The 20,881-nt window shown below is 62.0% G+C and carries 21 protein-coding genes and 1 tRNA gene; 8 read left to right on the forward strand and 14 right to left on the reverse strand.

All coding sequences use genetic code 11. From position 1 onward, the window contains the following. The first annotated feature begins 41 nt into the window (after positions 1-41). The 4 genes from tig (at position 42) to NKI35_RS10745 (ending at position 4,245) form a co-directional block, all read left to right on the forward strand. A complete protein-coding gene (tig, locus tag NKI35_RS10730; protein WP_023681635.1) occupies positions 42-1,517 on the forward strand; it encodes a trigger factor in 1,476 nt (491 codons plus the stop codon). A gap of 260 nt (positions 1,518-1,777) precedes the next feature. Beyond that, on the forward strand, positions 1,778-2,158 hold the full coding sequence (locus NKI35_RS10735) for a c-type cytochrome (protein ID WP_023667668.1): 381 nt from the start codon (positions 1,778-1,780) through the stop codon (positions 2,156-2,158). A gap of 153 nt (positions 2,159-2,311) precedes the next feature. Further along, complete coding sequence (locus NKI35_RS10740; RefSeq protein WP_023688232.1) at positions 2,312-3,244, forward strand: heme o synthase; 933 nt, start codon at positions 2,312-2,314, stop codon at positions 3,242-3,244. A 179-nt stretch (positions 3,245-3,423) separates the two neighbouring features. Next, the gene (locus NKI35_RS10745) at positions 3,424-4,245 is read left to right on the forward strand and encodes a DUF2189 domain-containing protein (RefSeq protein ID WP_023691119.1); all 822 of its coding nucleotides are present in this window, start codon (positions 3,424-3,426) and stop codon (positions 4,243-4,245) included. A 63-nt stretch (positions 4,246-4,308) separates the two neighbouring features. Here NKI35_RS10745 and NKI35_RS10750 read toward each other — a convergent pair whose 3' ends face one another. The 7 genes from NKI35_RS10750 to NKI35_RS10780 all read right to left on the reverse strand — a co-directional run bounded on the left by NKI35_RS10750 (position 4,309) and on the right by NKI35_RS10780 (position 10,760). Then, complete coding sequence (locus tag NKI35_RS10750; protein ID WP_023667665.1) at positions 4,309-4,707, reverse strand: cytochrome C oxidase subunit IV family protein; 399 nt, start codon at positions 4,705-4,707, stop codon at positions 4,309-4,311. Between the two features lie 9 nt (positions 4,708-4,716). Continuing rightward, positions 4,717-5,439 carry a heme-copper oxidase subunit III family protein gene (locus NKI35_RS10755; RefSeq protein ID WP_023667664.1) on the reverse strand — a complete coding sequence of 241 codons (723 nt, stop codon included), beginning with the start codon at positions 5,437-5,439 and terminating at the stop codon, positions 4,717-4,719. A 13-nt stretch (positions 5,440-5,452) separates the two neighbouring features. Then, the gene (locus NKI35_RS10760; protein ID WP_023681632.1) at positions 5,453-6,157 is read right to left on the reverse strand and encodes a cytochrome c oxidase subunit 3; all 705 of its coding nucleotides are present in this window, start codon (positions 6,155-6,157) and stop codon (positions 5,453-5,455) included. After that, on the reverse strand, positions 6,154-7,923 hold the full coding sequence (ctaD, locus tag NKI35_RS10765; protein ID WP_023681631.1) for a cytochrome c oxidase subunit I: 1,770 nt from the start codon (positions 7,921-7,923) through the stop codon (positions 6,154-6,156). Before ctaD ends, NKI35_RS10760 begins: the two co-directional genes overlap by 4 nt. Positions 7,924-7,945: 22 nt before the next feature. Beyond that, positions 7,946-8,830, reverse strand: a complete 885-nt coding sequence (locus NKI35_RS10770) for a cytochrome c oxidase subunit II (protein ID WP_023667661.1) — start codon at positions 8,828-8,830, stop codon at positions 7,946-7,948. Positions 8,831-9,059: 229 nt separating this feature from the next. Further along, positions 9,060-9,986, reverse strand: coding sequence for a DMT family transporter (locus NKI35_RS10775; RefSeq protein ID WP_023667660.1), 927 nt, complete (start codon positions 9,984-9,986; stop codon positions 9,060-9,062). A 132-nt stretch (positions 9,987-10,118) separates the two neighbouring features. After that, positions 10,119-10,760, reverse strand: coding sequence for a glutathione S-transferase family protein (locus tag NKI35_RS10780; protein WP_027050354.1), 642 nt, complete (start codon positions 10,758-10,760; stop codon positions 10,119-10,121). A 160-nt stretch (positions 10,761-10,920) separates the two neighbouring features. Between NKI35_RS10780 and NKI35_RS10785 the strand changes: the two genes are divergently transcribed. Beyond that, a complete protein-coding gene (locus NKI35_RS10785; protein ID WP_352739929.1) occupies positions 10,921-11,835 on the forward strand; it encodes a LysR family transcriptional regulator in 915 nt (304 codons plus the stop codon). Positions 11,836-11,860: 25 nt separating this feature from the next. On the opposite strand, the gene NKI35_RS10790 is transcribed toward NKI35_RS10785, so the two are convergent. The 4 genes from NKI35_RS10790 to map form a co-directional block, all read right to left on the reverse strand. Beyond that, positions 11,861-12,481 (reverse strand): isochorismatase family protein, encoded by a 621-nt coding sequence (locus tag NKI35_RS10790; RefSeq protein ID WP_352739931.1) that lies wholly within the window; start codon positions 12,479-12,481, stop codon positions 11,861-11,863. 172 nt (positions 12,482-12,653) lie between these two features. After that, the gene (locus NKI35_RS10795; RefSeq protein ID WP_023701658.1) at positions 12,654-13,052 is read right to left on the reverse strand and encodes a RidA family protein; all 399 of its coding nucleotides are present in this window, start codon (positions 13,050-13,052) and stop codon (positions 12,654-12,656) included. 197 nt (positions 13,053-13,249) lie between these two features. Further along, positions 13,250-14,017 carry a RadC family protein gene (gene radC, locus NKI35_RS10800; protein WP_023667655.1) on the reverse strand — a complete coding sequence of 256 codons (768 nt, stop codon included), beginning with the start codon at positions 14,015-14,017 and terminating at the stop codon, positions 13,250-13,252. Between the two features lie 114 nt (positions 14,018-14,131). Continuing rightward, positions 14,132-14,965, reverse strand: coding sequence for a type I methionyl aminopeptidase (gene map / locus NKI35_RS10805; RefSeq protein ID WP_352596552.1), 834 nt, complete (start codon positions 14,963-14,965; stop codon positions 14,132-14,134). A gap of 279 nt (positions 14,966-15,244) precedes the next feature. On the opposite strand from map, the gene NKI35_RS10810 reads away from it, so the two are divergent. From NKI35_RS10810 to NKI35_RS10820, 3 genes are all read left to right on the forward strand, one after another. Further along, the gene (locus tag NKI35_RS10810) at positions 15,245-15,541 is read left to right on the forward strand and encodes a DUF982 domain-containing protein (RefSeq protein ID WP_023688240.1); all 297 of its coding nucleotides are present in this window, start codon (positions 15,245-15,247) and stop codon (positions 15,539-15,541) included. A 146-nt stretch (positions 15,542-15,687) separates the two neighbouring features. Next, positions 15,688-15,963 carry a DUF6074 family protein gene (locus NKI35_RS10815; protein ID WP_023691124.1) on the forward strand — a complete coding sequence of 92 codons (276 nt, stop codon included), beginning with the start codon at positions 15,688-15,690 and terminating at the stop codon, positions 15,961-15,963. Positions 15,964-16,298: 335 nt separating this feature from the next. After that, positions 16,299-16,967 carry a DUF2161 domain-containing phosphodiesterase gene (locus NKI35_RS10820; protein ID WP_352740114.1) on the forward strand — a complete coding sequence of 223 codons (669 nt, stop codon included), beginning with the start codon at positions 16,299-16,301 and terminating at the stop codon, positions 16,965-16,967. A gap of 146 nt (positions 16,968-17,113) precedes the next feature. Here the strand turns inward: NKI35_RS10820 and NKI35_RS10825 are convergent. From NKI35_RS10825 to phaC, 3 genes are all read right to left on the reverse strand, one after another. Beyond that, positions 17,114-17,188 (reverse strand) — tRNA-Glu (locus NKI35_RS10825). Between the two features lie 332 nt (positions 17,189-17,520). Beyond that, positions 17,521-18,642 carry a D-Ala-D-Ala carboxypeptidase family metallohydrolase gene (locus tag NKI35_RS10830; RefSeq protein WP_245261858.1) on the reverse strand — a complete coding sequence of 374 codons (1,122 nt, stop codon included), beginning with the start codon at positions 18,640-18,642 and terminating at the stop codon, positions 17,521-17,523. A gap of 360 nt (positions 18,643-19,002) precedes the next feature. After that, positions 19,003-20,838 carry a class I poly(R)-hydroxyalkanoic acid synthase gene (phaC, locus tag NKI35_RS10835; RefSeq protein ID WP_352518669.1) on the reverse strand — a complete coding sequence of 612 codons (1,836 nt, stop codon included), beginning with the start codon at positions 20,836-20,838 and terminating at the stop codon, positions 19,003-19,005. Positions 20,839-20,881: the final 43 nt, after the last annotated feature.

The following is a 20,881-nucleotide window of genomic DNA, read 5'->3' on the forward strand; positions in this document are numbered from 1 at the left end:
GACGCCGTGGCAGCCTCTTTGGTGAAGATAAAGGTTTTACGATGCAGGTCACCGAAACGCTCAACTCCGGTCTCAAGCGCGAGATCAAGATCACCGTGCCGGCCGGTGATATGGAAGCCAAGCTGATGGCGCGGCTGTCCGACGCCAGGAACAAGGTCCGCATCAACGGTTTCCGTCCCGGCAAGGTGCCTGTGCAGCATTTGCGCAAGGTCTACGGCAAGTCGTTCATGGCCGAAGTGGTCAACGAGATCCTCAACGATTCGACCCGTTCGATCATCACGGGGCGCGGCGAAAAGGCCGCCATGCAGCCTGAAGTGATCATGACGGAAGACGAGAAAGAGGCCGAGAAGATCCTGGCCGGCGGCGCCGACTTCGAATTCCGCCTCAACTACGAGGTCATCCCGGCGATCGAGATCAAGGATTTCTCCGACATCAAGGTGACGCGCCAGGTATTCGAAGTGCCGGACAGCGAGATCGACGAGCAGGTCCAGCGCGTTGCCGAATCGGCGCGAAGCTTCGAGCCGAAGACCGGCAAGGCCGCCGAAGGCGATCGCGTTTCGATCGACTATGTCGGCAAGATCGACGGCGAGGCCTTTTCCGGCGGCGCCGGCACCGACCAGCCGCTGGTTCTGGGGTCCAAGGAATTCATTCCGGGCTTCGAGGACCAACTGATCGGCGCCAAGGCCGGCGACGAGAAGCAGGTCACGGTCACTTTCCCGGAAAACTACCAGGCAGCGCATCTGGCCGGCAAGGAAGCCACCTTCGACGTCACCGTCAAGGAAGTGTCCAAGCCCGGCGCGCTGGAAATCAACGACGAAATGGCCAAGAACCTCGGCCTGGAATCGCTGGAGCGCCTGCGCGACGTGGTGCGCGGCCAGATCGAGAACCAGTTCGGTTCGATGACCCGCCAGAAGGTCAAGCGCCAGCTGCTTGACCAGCTTGACGCGGCCTATTCGTTCGAGGCGCCGTCGAAGCTCGTCGATGCCGAGTTCAACAACATCTGGACCCAGGTCAACCGCGATCTCGAAGCCGCCGGCCGTACCTTCGCCGACGAGGAGACGACGGAAGAAGAGGCACGCGCCGAATATCTGCGGCTTGCCGAGCGCCGCGTGCGTCTCGGCCTGGTTTTGGCCGAGATCGGCGAGAAGGCCGGCGTCACCGTTTCCGACGAGGAACTGCAGCGCGGCCTGTTCGAGCAGGTGCGCCGCTACCCGGCCAACCAGCAGCAGGAAGCCTTCGAGTTCTATCGCAGCAATCCGGAAGCCCTGAACACGCTGCGCGCGCCGATGTTCGAGGAGAAGGTCGTCGACCATCTGCTCAGCCAGATCTCGGTCACCGACGTCAAGGTCAGCAAGGAAGAGCTGATGGCTGACGACGAAGAGGGCGATACAGCCAAGGCCAAGCCGGCGAAGAAGGCCGCTGCCAAGAAGGCCGACAAGGCTGAAAAGGCCGACGACGCGGAAGAGCCGAAGAAGAAGGCAGCCCCGAAAAAGAAGGCCGCCAAGGACGCCGAATAAGCGCCTGACGACAAGATCAGAAAAGGCCGCCCTCGAGGCGGCCTTTTTCGTTGTGGCGGATGTGCCTTGAGCCACCGCAGCCCACCTGAACCTTTGTACGGTCGACCTGTTCTACCTACCGGCCAGATTCTGTGGTACACAAGTGCCGCAATTCCATCTGGGGAGGAGCGGAGAATCTATTCTGCCGTGCAGGGCGCATGCTGGTGCTACCGGCATGTGCAGACCGTCTCAGGCAAATTTGACGATCAGGGAGGAATGCCATGCGCTTGGTTGCGTTTTTCGCCGTCGTTTCCGTTGCAACTTTCATCGCCAATCCATCGCGGGCACAGGACGCCGCGGCGGGCGAGAAGGTCTTCACCAAATGCAAGGTCTGCCACGTCGCAGACCAAGATACCAACAAGATAGGCCCTTCGTTGCATGGCGTTATCGGCCGGACGGCCGGCACGCATCCGGATTTCAAATATTCCGAAGCCATGATCGCGGCCGGCACATCCGGCGTCAAATGGGATGAACCGACACTGACGACGTATCTTCACGACCCCAAGGCAATGGTCAAAGGGACGAAGATGGCGTTTCCCGGTCTCAAGAAGGACGAGGACGTCGCCAACGTCATCGCCTATCTGAAGCAATTTTCCCCGTAACCTGGCTCGTCGGCCGGCCAGAGCGTTTCACCGTCTCACGGAAACGGCGATCCGCTCGATCTCTTTGTTCTTACGCAATTCCGGACGGAAAACCGCATACGCTCTTTCTGGAATTGCTCTAGGCTGCCCGGTTTCCATCGATGGTCGTCTCAAATGTCGGTCAAGGAAAGCCTTAAGGATACCGGCGTCCGCCTCTCGGAAGCGACGGCCAGTGATTTCTTTGCGCTCTTGAAGCCTCGGGTCATGGCCCTTGCCGTCTTTACCGCCTTCGTCGGTCTGATGGTGGCGCCCGGCGCGATGAACCCGGTCATCGCCGTGATCGCCATAGGTGCGATTGCGGTTGGAGCGGGAGCGGCCGGCGCGCTCAACATGTGGTACGACGCCGACATCGACGCGCTGATGTCGCGCACGTCAAAGCGGCCGGTTCCGTCGGGCCGCGTCACGGCCGGCGAAGCGCTCGGCTTCGGCCTGGTGCTTTCCGCACTTTCGGTCATGACGCTCGGCGTGCTGGTGGGCTGGCTTGCCGCGTCACTGCTGGCCTTCACCATCTTTTTCTACGTCGTCATCTATACGATGTGGCTGAAGCGCTCGACACCGCAGAACATCGTCATCGGCGGCGCGGCGGGTGCCCTTCCTCCGATGATCGGCTGGGCGGCGGCCACCGGCGCCATCGGCATTGAAAGCCTCATCCTGTTCCTGATCATTTTCCTGTGGACGCCGCCGCATTTCTGGGCGCTCGCACTGTTCAAGGCCGGCGACTATGCCGCTGCCGGCATCCCGATGATGCCGAACGTGGCCGGCCAGGCCTCGACCAGAAGGCAGATCTTCGCCTATTCACTGCTCCTGGCACCGATCGGAGTGCTGCCCTGGGCGTTCGGATTTACGAGCGGGGTCTATGGGATTGTTTCGGCTGCATTGGGCGCGGGTTTCATCTGGCATGCCTGGAACGCCCTGGTCATCCTCGACAAGGAGATGAAGCCGGCCAAGGCGCTGTTTGCCTATTCGATCTTCTATCTTTTCGCGATCTTTGCCGTGCTGCTTGCCGACACCATAGCGATACGCGCGTTCATGTCAGCCGGAGGGTGACGGCATGACGCTGTGTTCGGAAACCTCGCCTTCCGGGAGCCTTTTGTAAGAACGGGCGACAAGCTCCAGTCAATGGAGTATATTGATTGCGGTGCAGGTCGCGGTTCGCGTGGCCAGTCATGCAGAACGGCAGCACCGTGATACCGCGACCTTGCCGGACCTGGTCTGGAGGAACGGGCATGACAAGTTTTCACGTGATTGCAGGCGCCAGCGAAACGCTGGAACACACCAAAATCCGAAAAATCAGTGTTTCCGATCTTTTCGATGCGCTCAAGCGCGGTGTTGACGATTTTATGGTCAAACCGTCGCACATCGTCTTTCTCTGCCTGATCTATCCGCTTGTCGGCGTGGTGCTCGCTGCCTGGACTTCGGGTGCCAATGCGTTGCCGATGTTGTTTCCGCTGGTGTCCGGCTTTGCGCTTATCGGTCCATTCGCGGCGATCGGCCTTTACGAGATCAGCCGCAGACGAGAAGCCGGGCTCGACACCTCCTGGACGCACGCGTTCGAGGTCAGGAATTCTCCGGCCCTGCCAGCCATCGCCGCAGTCGGGATCATGCTGGTTGCAATCTTCATCGCCTGGCTTTTGGCGGCGCAGGTGTTCTACGAATATCTCTTCGGCCCGGCTCCGCCTGCATCGATTTCGGGCTTCATCAATGAAATATTTGCCACCGGACGCGGCTGGTCTCTGATTGTCCTGGGGCACGCCATCGGCTTCGTCTTCGCCGCGGTGGTGTTGTGCACGACGGTTGTCGCCTTCCCATTGCTGCTCGACCGCGACGTCGGCGCCTACGAAGCCATCCACACGTCGGTGCGAGCGGTGCTGGCGAACCCGATCCCCATGGCTGTCTGGGGACTGATTGTCGCCGTCGCCCTGATCATAGGCTCGCTGCCGGTGTTTGCCGGGCTGGCGGTCGTGCTGCCGATCCTGGGTCACGCCACCTGGCATGTCTACCGCAAGGTTGTGGAGCCGCCATCGTCCCCGACGCGGGTCGGCCTCTGACCCCGCAGATCAGCTGATGGGAAGCTTCATCTCCGGTCTTTGACCGGAGATGAAGACTGTGCGTCAGGGCCCCGGTCCGAAGAAGGACAACCGGGTGAGAAGCGTGTAGTCCGCTTCGAAGAGCATCATCGCCACGAACACCAATATCAGAAGCGGCGGCAGGATGATCGCATAGGTCAGCGCCAGCCGCTCCCAGGCCATGTGCATGAACACGGCGACGATCAGCCCGGCCTTGAGGATCATGAAGATCAGGATCAGAGACCATCTGAGATAGCCGTGGATGCCGAGATAATCGACCATGTAGGAGCAGGCGCTGAGGATGAACAGCCATGCCCAGACCACCAGATAGAGCTTGATCGGATGTTCCTGATGAACCTCCGCGACGCCGGTCGATGGCCCTTCATGCGCATGATCAGAGTGCAGCGCGTGTTGCCCGAGGCCGTTTGCGGTTGCTTCAGCCATGTCAGCCTCTCACCAAAGATAGAAGAATGCGAAAATGAACACCCAGACCAGGTCGACGAAATGCCAGTAGAGCCCCATGATTTCGACGTTCTCGTAGCGACCCCTGCGGCTGGTGAAGAAGCCGGGACGACCGACGTCGTAGTCTCCACGCCAGACCTTTCGCGCCACGATGATGAGGAAGATCACCCCGATCGTCACATGCGTGCCGTGGAAGCCGGTGATCATGAAGAAAGTCGAGCCGAATTGTGCCGCGCCCCAGGGATTGCCCCACGGCCGTACCCCTTCGGTGATCAACTTGGTCCATTCGAAGGCTTGCATGCCGACGAAGGTGGCTCCTAGCGCTGCCGTCAGAAGCATGAGGATTGCGGTTTTGCGGCGGTCGCGGCGATAGCCAAAATTGACCGCCATGGCCATCGTTCCGCTGCTCGATATCAGCACGAAGGTCATGATGGCAATCAGGATCAGTGGAATGTCCGAACCGCCGATGCGAAGCGCAAAGACCTCGCTCGGATTGGGCCACGGCACACGTGTGGAGACGCGCGCGGTCATGTAGGAGAGCAGGAAGCAGCCGAAGATGAAGGTGTCGCTGAGCAGGAAGATCCACATCATGGCCTTGCCCCAGGACACGTTCTTGAACGCGCGCTGATCCGAGGACCAATCGGCGGCGATGCCTTGCCAGCCTGCGGGCCGCGTCTCCGTTTGGCCGGTATGCGTCAGTGTCGTTTCTGCCATGCTCCTCGACCTCCTAGGTCAGCAACTGCCGGCAAATATCGATGAACGTCGCGGCCCAGCCGGCTAAAAGAGCGAAGATGGCGAGCCAGACGAAAAGCAGGAAATGCCAGTACATGGCGCATAATTCGACGCTGAGGCGAAGCCGTTCCGGCCGTGCCCCGTTCCAGGCGCCGGCGGTTGTCCTGCCCAGGCCCACCAGCCCTCCCACGATATGCAGGCCGTGCATCCCGGTTATCAGGTAGAAAAAACTGTTGGCCGGATTGGAGGCCAGAAAATAGCCATCGGCGGTCAGGTCCCGCCATGCCATGAGCTGCCCGATGAGGAAGGCGATCGCGGTGAGCCCAGCCGCGGCAAGGCCGAGCCTGACCGTGTCCATCTGGCGCTTGCGCGCCGCGATCGAGGCGCATTGCAGCGCGATGCTGCTCAGCACCAGCATGCCGGTGTTGAGCCAGAGCAGGCGTGGGATGGGCAGCGGCTGCCAGTCCGACAGCGCCATACGCATGAAGTAGGCGCTGGTGAACAGCGCAAACAGGCAGCCGACCACGGCGAGGAAGACACCGAGGCCGATCTTGGCGGTCGGCAGGCTCGATCGGTCGAAGGCGACAAAATCTCCTGCCACACCTTGCTCGAGCCATGGTTTCGCCATCAGCCGCTGATGCGAGAGCCACCAGCCGGCAAAGCCGGCGATCACGAGAAGGAAGACCAGGATGACGCTCATGCTGGCTCCCTGGAGGGGCCGAACGTGCCCGGCATGTTTTGCGGAATGAAGTCCTCCTTGGCGCCCGGCACGCTGTAGTCATAGGCCCAGCGATAGACGATCGGCAGATCCTTGCCGAAATTGCCATGCGCGGGTGGTGTCTGCGGCGTTTGCCATTCGAGTGTCGTGGCCCGCCATGGATTGCCACCGGCCTCGCGCCCATGGCGGATGCTCCAGATAAGATTGAACAGGAAAACGATCTGGGCGAAGCCGACGATAAACGCCATGATGCTGATGAACGAGTTCAGGTGATGCGCCGACTCCGTCATGACCGTCACGTCGGTCAGTTCGGCATAGCGCCGCGGCACGCCCATCAGGCCGATGTAATGCATGGGAAAGAAGATCAGGTAGGCGCCGAGAAATGTGACCCAGAAATGGAACCGGCCGAGCGTCTCGTTCAGCATCCGGCCGGTGACCTTCGGGTACCAGTGGTAGATCGCGCCGAAGATGACGACGATCGGAGCAACACCCATGACCATATGGAAGTGGGCGACGACGAACATCGTGTCCGACAGCGGGACGTCGACGACGACGTTGCCGAGAAACAGCCCGGTCAACCCGCCATTGACGAAGGTGACGATGAAAGCCATGGCAAACAGCATCGGTATGGTGAGATGGATGTCGCCCCGCCACAGCGTCAGCACCCAATTGTAGACCTTGATCGCCGTCGGGATGGCGATGATCAGTGTCGTGGTGGCGAAGAAGAAGCCGAAATAGGGGTGCATGCCGCTGACATACATGTGGTGCGCCCAGACCACGAAGCTCAGCGCGCCGATGCCAACGATGGCCCAGACCATCATCCGGTAGCCAAAAATGTTCTTGCGCGCATGCGTGCTGATCAGATCGGAGACGATGCCGAAGGCCGGCAGCGCCACGATGTAGACTTCCGGGTGGCCGAAGAACCAGAACAGATGCTGGAACAGGATCGGGCTGCCGCCATTGTGCTGTAGTTGTTCCCCCATCTCGACAACCGCGGGCATGAAGAAGGAGGTTCCAAGCGCGCGGTCAAGCAGCATCATCACGCAGGCGACGAACAGCGCCGGAAAGGCGAGCAGCGCCATGACGGTGGCGGTGAAGATGCCCCAGACGGTCAGCGGCAGGCGCATCATCGTCATGCCGCGCGTGCGGGCCTGCAGCACCGTCACGACATAGTTCAGACCGCCCATGGTGAAGCCGATGATGAACAGGATCAGCGAGACGAGCATCAGGATGATGCCCCATTCCTGGCCGCCAGGTGTGCCGGTCATGATGGCTTGCGGCGGATAGAGCGTCCACCCGGCGCCGGTCGGTCCGCCGGGCGCAAAGAAGCTCGACACCAGCACCAGCACGGCAAGGAGGTAGATCCAGTAGCTCAGCATGTTGACATAGGGAAAGACCATGTCGCGGGCGCCGACCATCAGCGGGATCAGGTAGTTGCCGAAGCCGCCGAGGAAGAGTGCCGTGAGCAGGTAGATCACCATGATCATGCCGTGCATGGTGATGAACTGGTAGTAGGCCTCGGGGGTGATGAAATCGAACGTGCCGGGGAAGCCGAGCTGCAGCCGCATCAGCCAGGACAGCACCAGCGCGACCAGGCCGATGGCCGTTGCGGTCGCCGAATACTGGATGGCGATGACCTTGGCGTCCTGCGAGAAGACATACTTCGTCCACCAGCTGTGCGGATGGTAAAGCTCCATTTCCGCGACTTCGGCGGGCGGGACGGCATCTGCAGGCGTGATATCGACCATAGGCGGAGCACCTCCGTGCCCTTCAGCGGGACCCGACAGTTTCGAGTTTTGCCGCAACTTCTAGAGCTGACGCCGTCGCGTTGCCCGGCGCCTGTTCCACCGAGCCCGTCTGCTGCGGCGCCGACAACTGCGCGAACGTCTGCTGCTGGTCGAGCCAGGCCACATAGTCCTGCTCGGTATCGACCATGACGATGCCATGCATCATCGGGTGCCCCTGGCCGCACAGTTCGGCGCACAGAACCTGGAAGGTCCCGGTCTTGGTGGGGGTGAACCAGAAATAGGTGACCGAGCCCGGTATCATGTCCATCTTGGCGCGGAATTCCGGAACGTAGAAATCGTGCAACACATCGATCGAGCGCAGCAGCATCTTGACCGGCTTGCCGACCGGCAGATGCAGGTCGGCCGCTTCGACCACGACGTCGTCCTGGCCGCTGGGATCCTTGGCGATCACGCCCAGCGGATTTTCAGCGGTGACGTCGCGGGTGTCGGATGTGCCGAGTTTGCCGTCCTTGCCGGGCAAGCGGAAGCTCCACTGCCATTGCTGGCCGACGACTTCGACCACGGTTGCGTCGCTTGGAACGTTGACGAACCGGCTCCAGACAAACAGGCCGGGAACCAGCATGGCGGTAACACCCACTCCGGTGACGATCGTCAGCCACCATTCGAGCCGCTTGTTCTCCGGTTCGTAGGCCGCCTGGTTGCCTTCGCGGTGACGGAAGCGGAAAACGCAATAGGCCATGAATAGGACGACTGCGGCGAAGACGACGCCGGTAATCCAAAAGGTGATGATGATGGTGTTGTCGATATAGTCCCAATTCGAGGCAATCGGAGTCCACCACCATGGGCTCAGGAAGTGGAACAACACCGAGCCCACGACGATCAAAACGAGTACAACCACTATGGGCATGTCCCGTTCCTCCCGGTATTTCAGGGGGCGCGAAGCCGTCCCGGGAAAATACCAAGTGCATCATGCGTGATTTGCGATCGAAATTCTAGAGCCGGTTGTGGAAGGAGCGAAAAATTGCTTCTGCGGCGCCCGGACCTTGCTTCGTTGGTGACGCCGGAGCGACACCTGACCCCCCAAAATCAGGGAGGGCAGGGGCTGGTTTGATTCGGCTTGCCTTGTTCCAGCGGGATCAAAGCGCCTTGATGATGATGCAGCCGGCCAAAAGCAGCACGACGCCGGCGAGCCGCATGCCGGAGACAAGCCGCTGCGGCAGGCGGAACCAGCCGAAGGTGTCGACGAAGATGCCGGCGACCTGCTGGCCGGCCACCGTCAGGCTGACGGCAGCTGCCGCTCCGATGACGGGGATGGCGGTGAACACGGTCGTGACATAGGTGGCGCCGGCAAAACCTCCGAGCCAGCCCCACCAGGGCATCGACGACAAGCCGGCGAGGCGAGGGCGGGGCGTCTTCGTCAGGGCAAGCGCGATCAGAAGCACCGCGGCCATGGCCAGCATCGCCACCAGGAACGAGATGGTGCCGACCGCAAACGGCGCGCCGCCAAGGTCGTGCCGAAGCAAGGCGTTTACAGCGCCTTGCACCGGAAGCACGGCGCCTGCCAGCAGCGCCAGTCCGATCCACCCTGGTCTTGAGGATGCGGTATTGTCGGCCGCGCCCTTCTGTCCCAGAACGATGAGGGCAGCCCCGGCAAGCAAGACGAGCATGCCGAAGGCAGGCCCGGCTCGCAGTCCGGCTTCGGGGATCCCGAGCCAGCCGAACGTGTCGAGGGCGAAGGATGCAAGCATCTGCCCAGCGATGAAGAGCCCGACGGACACGACGGCGCCAAGGCGAGGGAACAGAAGAATGGTCGAAACAACGTAGAAGGCCGAAGCCATGCCGCCGATCGCATGCCACCATTCGGCTTGCCGAACGGCAAGCAGAGCCGGTGTCGTTCCGGTGAGGGCCGTGATCGACAACAGCACGATGGCGCCGACCGCGAGCTGAAGCGTGGTCGCGGCAAAGGGTGAGCCGACCGCCTTTGAAAGTTGGGCATTGGCGCCGGCTTGCACCGCAAGCAGGCCACCGGCGACAAGCGCCAGAGGGACGAAGAGGATTTCCACGATCGTATTCCTTGAATGCGGGGTGCGGCGGCTAGGGCATGATCCCAAAAAGTGGGTGCCGGTTTTTGGAAAAGATCATGCTCCAACAAAGGGTTAGGTCATGATGAGATTTCAACCAAATCTCATCATGATCTAAGCGGCAGCCGATGCTTCGGGCAGGGCGGGAACGGCAATGCCTCTGACAACTGCGGAGCGTCGGCCTATGGCGGCATACCAACGCGCCAGGTCTGGCGCGTCATCGAGGCTGAGGCCGAGCCTGGTGACGGCCGCGTTGATCCATGGCCATGTCATCACATCGGCGATGCCGTAGCTTTTGCCGACGATGTGCTCATAGTTCTTGAGCCGGCTATTGAGCACTCGGAAGACGCGTCCGGTTTCGCGCTCAAAACGCTCGATCACATAAGGGATTTTTTCCGGCGCGAAGATTTTGTAATTCCACAATTGGCCAAGCGTCGGGCCGACATGGGCCGCCTGGAACAAGGTCCAGGTCAGCGTATCGTCCGCCTCCTGCGCGCCCACCGGCTGAAGCTTGCCCGACCGTCGCGCCAGGTAGTGTAGGATGGCGCCGGATTCGAAGACCGTGCGGCCGGCGTCCCGGTCGACGATCACCGGGATCTTGTTGTTGGGATTGAGCGCCAGGAAATCAGGCTTGGTCTGGTCGCCCCTTTCGATGTCGACCAAGCGGACCGAGTAGGGCAGGCCGACCTCTTCCAGCATGATCGAGGCCTTGTGCCCGTTGGGTGTCTGGCAGGTGTAGAGTTCTATCGGCGTCATGGCTCTTCTCCGCGACTGTTTCTTTTGTCGTCGGACTCCATATGGCGTGCGTGCATGCGCAGATCGACATGCCGATTCGCCCGCTTGCTCTGCGTTTTTGCACAGCGAAGCGTCATTTTGACTCGCAGAGCGCAGCGCTTTCTTTTATCTTTCTGCAAGAATGCACAGCTCACGCGATATCGACTGGGAAGATCTGCGCATGGTGCTGGCCGTCGCCGATGGCGCTTCGCTGGCGGCGGCGGCTCGGATCCTAGGCGTGAACCACACGACTGTGCTGCGGCGCGTCAACGCCTTCGAGGCGCGGCTGGGTATCCGCCTTTTCGATCGGCTGCCGACTGGCTATGCCCTCAGCGCGGGCGGCGAGGAACTGCTGGGCGCGGCACGCACAATGGCCGAGACGGTCAATGAACTGGCGCGCAAACTGTCGGGGCAGGATCTCAGGTTCGAAGGCAGGTTGCGGGTCACCACCACCGATACGCTGATGGCATCGGTGCTGCCGCCGATCCTGGCGGCGTTTCATAAGCTCCATCCCGGCATACGGGTCGAGGCGATGACGCAGAATTCCATCGCCAACCTGACGCAAAGGGATGCAGACGTGGCGATCAGGCCGGTGTCGCAACCGCAGGAAATCCTGGTCGGCCGGCGCATTTCGGGCGTCGCCTTCGCCGCCTACGCGACACGTTCCTATGCCGAAACGCTACCCCCGGAGCCGAGACTGGGTGCGCTGCGCTGGATCGCGCCCGACGACAGCCTGGCCAACACCGGCGTCGCCCGCTGGATGCGGTCGTCGCTGCCCGATGTCGAGATCGCCATACGCGCCGATTCCCTGGTGACGATGTCGCATGCGGCGGGCGCCGGAATCGGGGTTGCGGCGCTGCCCTGTTATCTCGGCGACAGCCTGCCCGGGCTTGTAAGGGTCGGAGGGCTGATCGAGGAGATCGGCTCGGCGCTGTGGGTGCTGGTGCACGACGATTTGCGCCGCACGGCGCGCGTCCACGCCTTCACCAAATTCGTCTCCGGCGAATTGCAGCAGCGGCGCGACCTTCTTGAGGGCAGGCTCGGCGCCGGAGCTTGAGACGCACGCCAGCTGACGCTGGGGTTCAACTCCGCAACAGGTTCCCAAGCTCGGCAACCGTCATCACGCGCCCGAACACCTTGCCTATGATGTCGAGGGTTGCATTGTGCGATGCCTCGTCCAGTCCGCCATTGGCGTCGCTGATGAAAGCCACCTTGTAGTCGCGCATCAAGGCGCTCCGCGCGGTGGATTCGCAGCAGATGCTGGTCACGGTGCCGATGATGATCACCGTGTCGACCCGGCCTGCGCCACGGATGTTGCGCAACACGGTCTCGAGCTGCGTGTTGTGGAAGGCATCGTAGCGGTGCTTCTTGATGACGACATCCCCAGGCAAGGGCGCAAGCGCGGCGACGATTTCGGCGCCGGCGCTGCCTTCCCGCATGCCTTTGGTTTTCAGCTTCGGCTGATAGCTGGTTTCCAGCGGCGAGATATCGAAATGGTCGCTGAGCACATGCTGGGTGTAGATCACCGGGACGCCTTGCGCGCGGCAAAGCTCGACCACCTGCCGCATCGCCGGAATGCGATGGCGGGCCATGGCCACTTCCATGACGGCGCCCTCATCGACGAAGTCGCTTTGCATGTCGATGACCAGGAGGGCTGCGCGTTGCTTGTCGAACGGCCATGGTTCGTCGCCGGGCTGGGGCATTGCGTGTTTCCTGTTTCCGACGTTGATCAGGTGAGCAGCAGGCTCTTCATCGAGACATCGCAATTCCTGCCGATGACGATGTGATCGTGGATGGATGGAGAGATCAAGGTCGTGGCAATCTCGCAGCGAGTTCCGGGATTTGTTTGGGCGACTTGACGCGTCCTCGCTTGGCCTACGGGTCGATGACCGCGATCGCATCGATCTCTATCAGGTAGCCGGGAGACATTACAGCTATCCCGACCACCACGTTTGCTGGCTTGTGATCGCCGAACAGCTCGATCTGGGCCGCTTCGATGATCGGCACGTGTTCGTCGCGTTTGTAATCGACGATGTAGATCGTCATCTTGCAGACTTGCTCAGGCCGAGCGCCGGCGGCAGCAAGCGCTCGGCCGAGATTCCCGAACGCCAGGCGCGCCTGGACTGCGAAATCACCATGGCCAACGAGCTTGCCGTGTATGTCTTCTGGCTGCTGGCCCGAGACGAACACCAGCTTGCTTCCTGTCGCAACGACGACCTGGGAGTACATTTCCGGAATCGGCAGATCATTTGGATTTATGCATTCGAGCGTCATTGAATAGATCTCCTGCAATGGTTGACGGGAACTGGCTGCTTCGTATTCGCGAGTCTACGACATTGTCGCCGAAGCGGGCGCTTCCGTCGCAATATCACTTCTACACCGCAAGCGTGGGCGTTTGAGCCAAGCCGGAATGTTGCTGATTGGCTCGCGAGCGGTGGCGTTTGGGATGACGGCACCGGCGCCCATCAGGCTCAGATCAGCAGCAGGCCCTTCATCGAGGCGTTGCCTTTCTTGCCGATGATGATGTGGTCGTGGACGGCGATGCCGAGCGGCTTGGCGCTGTCGATGATCTGCTTGGTCATTTCGATGTCCGCACGCGATGGTGTCGGATCACCTGATGGGTGATTATGCACCAGGATGACGGCGCTGGCCGACAGTTCGAGCGCGCGCTTGATCACTTCGCGCGGATAGACCGGCGTGTGGTCCACGGTGCCGACCTGCTGTACCTCGTCGGCGATCAGCACGTTCTTCTTGTCGAGGAACAGGATGCGGAAATGTTCGCGGTTCTCGAACGCCATCGCCGAGCGGCAGTACGCAAGAAGCTGCGTCCAGTTGGACAGCACCTCGCGGTCGCGGACCTCGGTCCGCGCCATGCGCTGCGCGGCAGCGGCAATCACCTTCAGGTCGACCGCCACGGCGGGGCCTATGCCCTTCACCTCCTGCAGCAGCGCCACCGGTGCGCCAAGCACTTCGCCAAAAGTGCCGAAGCGCGCCAAAAGCGCCTTGGCGATCGGCTTGGTGTCGACGCGCGGGATCAGACGAAACAGCAGCAGTTCGAGAAGTTCGTAGTCGGGCAGGGCGTCCGCGCCGCCGGCAACGAAGCGCTCGCGCAAACGGTCGCGATGGCCGTGATAGTGTGGCGTCTCGGTCAGTTTGTCCTTGGGCGTCTTGTCCTTCGCCGGCGGTTCAAGCCACCGCTCGGAGAAGAACCCCCGTTCGTCGTCACCGCTCTTCCCCATCGACCCCCCCACACTCCCCGAAGGCTTCGACGGCAGATTAGAGCGGTAAGCAGCGCGCGGTCGAGTTTTTTCGGCGACGGCGCCTCAAAGCCGCGGCTTGAGGCGATCTTGTTTTCAGCTGACCGCCGGCAGGCCGGGGCGGTCGAGCTTGTTTGGCGACAGGGTGAAAATCTCGCAGCCAGTTTCGGTGACGCCGATCGTGTGTTCGTACTGCGCCGACAGCGAGCGGTCGCGCGTCACCGCCGTCCAGCCGTCCGACAGCACTTTCACATGCGGCCGGCCAAGATTGATCATGGGCTCGATGGTGAAGATCATGCCCGGCCGCATCTCGACGCCTTCCGAGGCGGTGCCATAGTGCAGGATGTTTGGTGCGTCGTGGAACAGCTGGCCAACGCCGTGGCCGCAGAAATCGCGCACCACCGAGCAGCGCTCTGCCTCGGCATAGGTCTGGATGGCGGCGCCGATGGCGCCGGTGCGGGCGCCGGGCCGGACCGCCGCGATGCCGCGCATCAGGCACTCGTGGGTGACTTCGAGCAGGCGTTCGGCGGCGCGCTTGATGGTGCCGACGGGATACATGCGCGAGGAATCCCCGTGCCAGCCGTCGAGGATGTAGGTGACATCGATGTTGACGATGTCGCCATCCTTCAACGGCTTGTTGTCTGGAATGCCGTGGCAAACGACGTGGTTGATCGAGGTGCAGGACGATTTGGTGTAGCCGCGGTAGTTGAGCGTCGCCGGTAGCGCGCCTTGGTCCATGCCGAATTCGAAGACGAAACGGTCGATGGTCTCGGTGGTGACACCCGGCTGGACCATCGGCACCAGTTCATCGAGGCAGCGCGCGGTGAGATCGCAGGCCCTGCGCATGCCGGCAAATCCTTCTTCGCCATAGAGGCGGATCTGGCCGGTATTCCTGAGGGGTGCCGTGGCGGCGTCGAGATAGGTGACCATAGTGTCCGTTTGCCTGTAAGCGGGCGGCGCATATCAGCCCGTTAGAAAATTTCCTCAGATTTGGCACTGCAAGCCGCAAGGTTCAAGGAAGAACTGCCGGCAATGGACTGATACTGGCGATATTCCTGGCTTGCGCGGCCGCTCAGATGACATCCAGGTGCGCGATCTCCTCCGAATGCCGAGATCGCACTGACGACACATTTTCGCGCAAAAGCAGCCAAAGCAACTTTTGACGACGAACGGCGTTGCTGTGGTCGACGCCAGTTCGGGAGATATAGAATGGACAGATTGCAATTCGAGGTGCCGGTGCGCATCGCGCCCGCGCCCGGGCTGCCGGTAGAGGAAATATACAGCGTCGAACAGGCGCTGGATATCCTGCATGACTGGCCAAAGAAGCGACAGGGCAAGGTCTATGAAGCGGCGTTCAATGCCTGTTTCGGGGCCACGGTGGATGTGGTCAGGACTGAGGACGCATGGCGCGCCTTCATGGCGTTTTGCCGGGTCAGTGGCCTGCTGGCCAGGGACATGATGGTTACGGCCAAGCGCGCCGGCGAGGCGAGGGGCCTGAGGGTCTAGAGTTCTGCTTGGCCTGGAGGCCGGCCAACCGACTCGTTCCAATCGGCGCGGACTCCGCGGCGTTAAGGTTCCGTTTCCGACTTCACAGCTAGGCATGAGCCATAGAGCAGCGTCTGATTCGTTGCGTCGGTTTCATGGTGCAGAACATGTCTTCAGCCAATGTGCGTACCTTCCCGCTAGATCGGCAGACCGTGCTGGTGCGCGAGGTCGCCGCAAGGCTGGGCAGACTGCACGGCGACACGGCCACGTCGTTCTGGAAGGCCACGGCGCGCGAACTCCTCGACAAGGCGGTCGCGGCCGGCTGCGATGCGGCTTCGGCGGCCAACGATGTCCGCCGGTTTTTTGCCGCGGTCCAGGACGAGATGCATTTCAAGGCGGACGATGCCGCACCAGGGCAGCGCCGGACGCGCACCCGCCTCTAGCTTCGAACAGAGCACCGACACGCGCTCACTGTGGCTAACCGTGGACCGGTCTTGGCGTCGACGATCTCGGGCCTTGCGCTGTCGATCGTGCCGTCCCAGCCACGGCGAGCGCCTTGTTGAACGCGAGACAGGCGATGAAATACTGGTCGCGCTCGGCCCTGGCGACGTCGGTCATCGCCAAGGAAATCGTCGAGCGCTATGGCGGGACCATCACGCCGGAGAACCTGCCTTACGGATGGCTTTTGCAGATGGTGGGATCGACGCTGTTTAGCGCAAGGCGTCGGCCTCTCGGCGATCCCTGTGCCGACCCGATCCGAATCGGCTATGCCTGCGCGATGCAGGAAACGTCTCTCTACATCCCGGTGAAGCGGTTTCTCGAGAGCCTGGAATTCACGGTGAAGGGCGAAGTCGGCCACTGCGATATCGTGGCGGTGCGCGACGGCGAGCCGCCTGTGCTGGTCATCTGCGAACTGAAAATGCAGTTCAACCTCGAACTGGTGCTGCAAGGTGTCGATCGCGCGGCGGCATGCGACGAAGTGTGGCTGGCCGCGCGCATGTCGGCGCGTGGCAAAGGCCGCGAGCACGACCGCCGTTTTCGCGCGCTGTGCCGGCGGCTCGGCTTCGGGCTTCTGGCTGTCAGCGGCAAGGGGGAGGTCGAATTGCTGCTCAGCCCGGCGGCTCTGCCGCCGCGTCGCGATCCGAAGCGCCGCTCCCGACTGATGGAGGAACACCGTCGCCGGCGCGGCGATCCGGTGGTCGGCGGTGGCTCGCGCGCCCCGATCATGACCGCCTACCGGCAGGATGCGCTGGCCTGCGCCGCAGCCATGACCGACGGGCCGAAACGCCCGCGCGATCTGAAAGCGATTTCGCCGCGCGCGGCCAGCATCCTATTGGACAATGTCTATGGCTGGTTCGCCAGGGCCGAGCGCGGCGTCTACGCGCTGACCGAGGGTGGCCACGCGGCGTTACAGCGCTGGCCGCAGGTAGCGCACGACCAAGGGTGAGTGGCCGGAGATTGCCGCGAGCAGGCGCCGAGGGAAACCTCGGCACGGCAGCCGCTGTTCGCCGTTTCAACCGATGCGCCGCGCCACCCTTCCAGCCGCTGCTAGTTCGGCGGCTGCCGCGAGGCTTCTTGTTTTCCTGAAAGATCTGGTACGCCCAAGGGGAATCGAACCCCTGTTACCGCCGTGAAAGGGCGGTGTCCTAACCGCTAGACGATGGGCGCGCTCAGACGAAGCGGCTTATAATTGCGTTGTTGCCAACCGGCAACCCATCAGCCGCCAGATGCGGAAACTTTTTTCAAGAGGGGCGAAAAGGGCCAGTTTGGTGAGCCAGCCCAGGTTTTCTGCCCTCGCGTCATTGCACATCTTTGGAGATTAGCCTGAACGCCCCGCGCAGTCGTCATCCTATGGTCTGCGCCGCGTCGCTGCGCGCCTTGCTTCGCCATAGGATGACGAAGTCGCGGGTGCCTCGGCTAATCTCGAACGTCGCTGATAGCTAATCGGGAAAAACGGCAGGCTGCTAACGGCCCCTCGGCCCGTTTGCCGAATGGGGATGCTAACCCCGCCGGCGGCAGCGCCAGTTCCAGTCGCGCTCGGGGCCGACGTCGACGTGAACGGATTCGGTATGGCAGTAGGTGCCGACGCCGCCGCGGCCGGGCATGGTTCGGATGTAGCTCGCCAGTTCCCATTTGGAGACGCCGGGAACCTGGATGTCGGCGGCGGCGCAATACATGTGCAGCGAATTCTTGGCGCCGTTGGCGCGGCGGTTGCGGGCCGGGTCGCGGTAGCCTGATGTGACCATCATCTTGCGGCCGTAATGGCCTTCGATGGTCTTCAGCACACGCACCAGCGACGGCTTCAGGCAGGCGACGTCGACGCTCTCGTTTTGCTTCAACAGGCCATTGGGCGCCAGCCGGGCGAGGCCGGCGGCGGAGGCCACCTGATAGGCGCCGCCCGAACCCTCGTCCTCGTTCAGGTCGACGTCGCTTTCGTCGTCGAGGCCGGATTTGCGCTTGATCTCGAACAGCGCCGTCTGGCGCACGCCGGGCAAGGCATCGCTGCCGGTGATGTGGTTGCTCTCGTTGCCAAGCGAGGCAAGCTGCAAGGGCTTGTCGGCGGAATTGGCTGACGCTAGCGTGATGATCGGCTTTGCCGGGACGGCCTTCTGGGAAGCAACCGCAGGCTGTTCGCCCGAGCGCGAGTTGACCAGCGGAGCAGGTGCCGCCGAGGTTGGCGTGGTGCTGAACAGTGAGGCCAGGAAGCCCTTCTTCGGCGTGTCGATCTGCTGGGGCGCGGCGGTCACGTAGACCTCGTTGGTCGCGGGTGCCGCTGCCGTCGCTTTCGGTGCGGTCACGCCGGCATCGGCGGCGGCGATCTTCTGCGCCACGGCGTCCGTTGCGGCCGCGGTCTGTGCTGACTGCTGCAGCGACTGCGGCGTCTGGCCGACAATGGTTTCGGAGCCGGCGGGAACATTGACCGGGAAGCCGGTGCCGGGCTTGGCCACCGGCACATAGGCGACCTGCTCGGGCAGTGTCGCATCGCCCGCTGCCGTCATCATCATCTGCGGCCCGGTGGATGTGACCTGCACGGTCGAATCGCCCGGCGCCGCAGGGCTGGCGCCGGAAGCCGCGGCGATGTCAGAAGCGGTCGCGTTGTAGCCAGGCATGCCGGCGGACATTGTGGGGTCGCCAGCGGAGGTGCAGGACGCCAGAAGCACGGAGAAAAGCGCTGCCGCTATAGTGCGACCTTCTCTCCCCGCGAGACGCGATCCTACTGATTTCAAAACTAAATTCCCCCTCGGCGTCCGGTCGGCCTGCTATTGGTGCGGCGTCGAAACGTTCACATCCAATAACCTTGTGTTCCCAAACCGGAAACGAGACTTGTGTCAATTCTGCAAGCCTCTGAATTATTTGCTCGTTGGAGGCCAATTGAGGCTTCTTGAAGGTTGACGACACCATTTCGCCCCGTTTTGCCGGCCCGTCAACTCACCAGACATTACATTCCGTTACACACAGGCACCTGCAAAAGGTGCCGGCCGTTACACGCGCACCTTCACATAGGTGCCGGGGGCATCACCCAGGGTTTTCATATGCTTGCCCGGTTTGCGGGCCGGAACGAGGGTGTCGTCCTGGGTTTCGATCCAGTGCTGCCAGTGCGTCCACCAGGAGCCGGGATGCTCCACCGCCGAGGCGAGCCACTGGCCAAAATCGCCTGTCGGTTTGCCGCCGGTCCAGTACTGGTATTTCTTGGCTGCCGGCGGGTTGACCACACCGGCAATGTGGCCGGAACCAGCCATCACAAACTCGACGTCGCCGCCGAAATATTGCGAGCCGAGAAACACCGAAAGGGCCGGCGCGATGTGATCTTCCTTCGACGCCAGGTTGTAAACCGGGATGGTGACGTCGGCCAGCGACACAGTGCGGCCGGCGAGTTCCATCACGCCACGAGTCAGATTGTTCTCGAGATAACAGTTGCGCAGGTAGAAGGAGTGGTTTGCAGCCGCCATGCGGGTGGAATCGGCGTTCCAGTAGAGCAGGTCGAAGGGCAGGGGATCCTTGCCGCGCATGTAATTGTTGATGACATAAGGCCAGATCAGGTCGCCCGAGCGCAGCATGTTGAAGGCGGTCGCCATCTTGGTGCCGTCGAGGTAGCCCTTTTCGTTCATCGATTTCTCGACCGCTGCCACCTGGTCCTCATCGACGAAGACTTTCAGGTCGCCGGCATGGGTGAAGTCGACCTGCGTGGTGAAGAAGGTCGCCGATTTGATGCGGTTGTCGCCTTCCTGTGCCAGCAGTGCGAGTGCGGCCGCCAGCAGCGTGCCGCCGACGCAATAGCCGATGGCGTTGACCTCTTTCTCGCCGGTCGCCTTCTCGATCATGTCGAGGCCGTATTGCAGGCCTTCCCGTATGTAAGCTTCCCAGCCCTTGGCGCCGTGCCGCTCGTCGGGATTGATCCAGGAGATGACGAAAACGGTATGGCCTTGCTCGATCGCCCAGCGGATGAAGGACTTTTGCGGGTTGAGATCGAGGATGTAGAACTTGTTGATCCAGGGCGGGCAGATCAGCAGCGGGCGCTTGAGCACCGTCTCCGTCGTCGGATCGTACTGGATGATTTCGGCGACATCGCTGCGGCCGACCACCTTGCCGGGAGATGTCGCGACGTTCTTGCCGATCTCGAAGGGCGAATAGTCAGCTTGTCTCAGCTTCAGGTCGCCCTTGCCGGCGGCGATGTCTTCGGCCAGCATCTTCATGCCGCGCACCAGGTTTTCGCCATTCGAGGCGATGGTTTCGCGAAACAGCTCCGGATTGGTCAGGATGAAGTTCGACGGCGAGATGGCATTGGACACCTGCTTGACGTAGAAGCTCGCCTTGTGGCGGGTGTGGTCGTCGAGGCCTTCGGCGTGCTCGACCAGGTCGGCCGCCCAGCGCGAGGTGACGAGATAGGCCTGTTTGAGGAAATCGAAGAAAGCGTTGCGACCCCATTCGGGGTCTTGAAAACGCTTGTCGCCGCGCTCGGGCTTGACCGCATCTTCGGGCGCCTCGGCATTCGGGCTAACCTTCTGGATGGCGTTGCCCCAGACCGTCATGTAGCCGGCGAACAGTCGCGTCTGCGCTTCCAGCGCGCGTTGCGGGTCGGCCAGCCAATATTCGCTGAGCTTGGAAAAGGTTTTTACCATGTCGACCACGGGTTCGGCGACATGATCGCGCACCTCGCCCTTTTCGCGCGGCTCGGCCCAGGCGGAGGCGGCTTTGCCGGCCTGTTCGACCATACGCGCCATGTTCAACGCGAAGCGTTCCGGGTCTTTCACCAGATATTGCTCGACGGTCGAAGATTGATCATCTTCCGCTTTGCTCGAATCAGGTGTTTTGGACATGGCTCGCGGGGTTCCTCCCGAGGCGTTTTCTTGACATATTATC

It is taken from the genome of Mesorhizobium sp. M0676 (assembly GCF_040320535.1).
GTDB lineage: Bacteria > Pseudomonadota > Alphaproteobacteria > Rhizobiales > Rhizobiaceae > Mesorhizobium.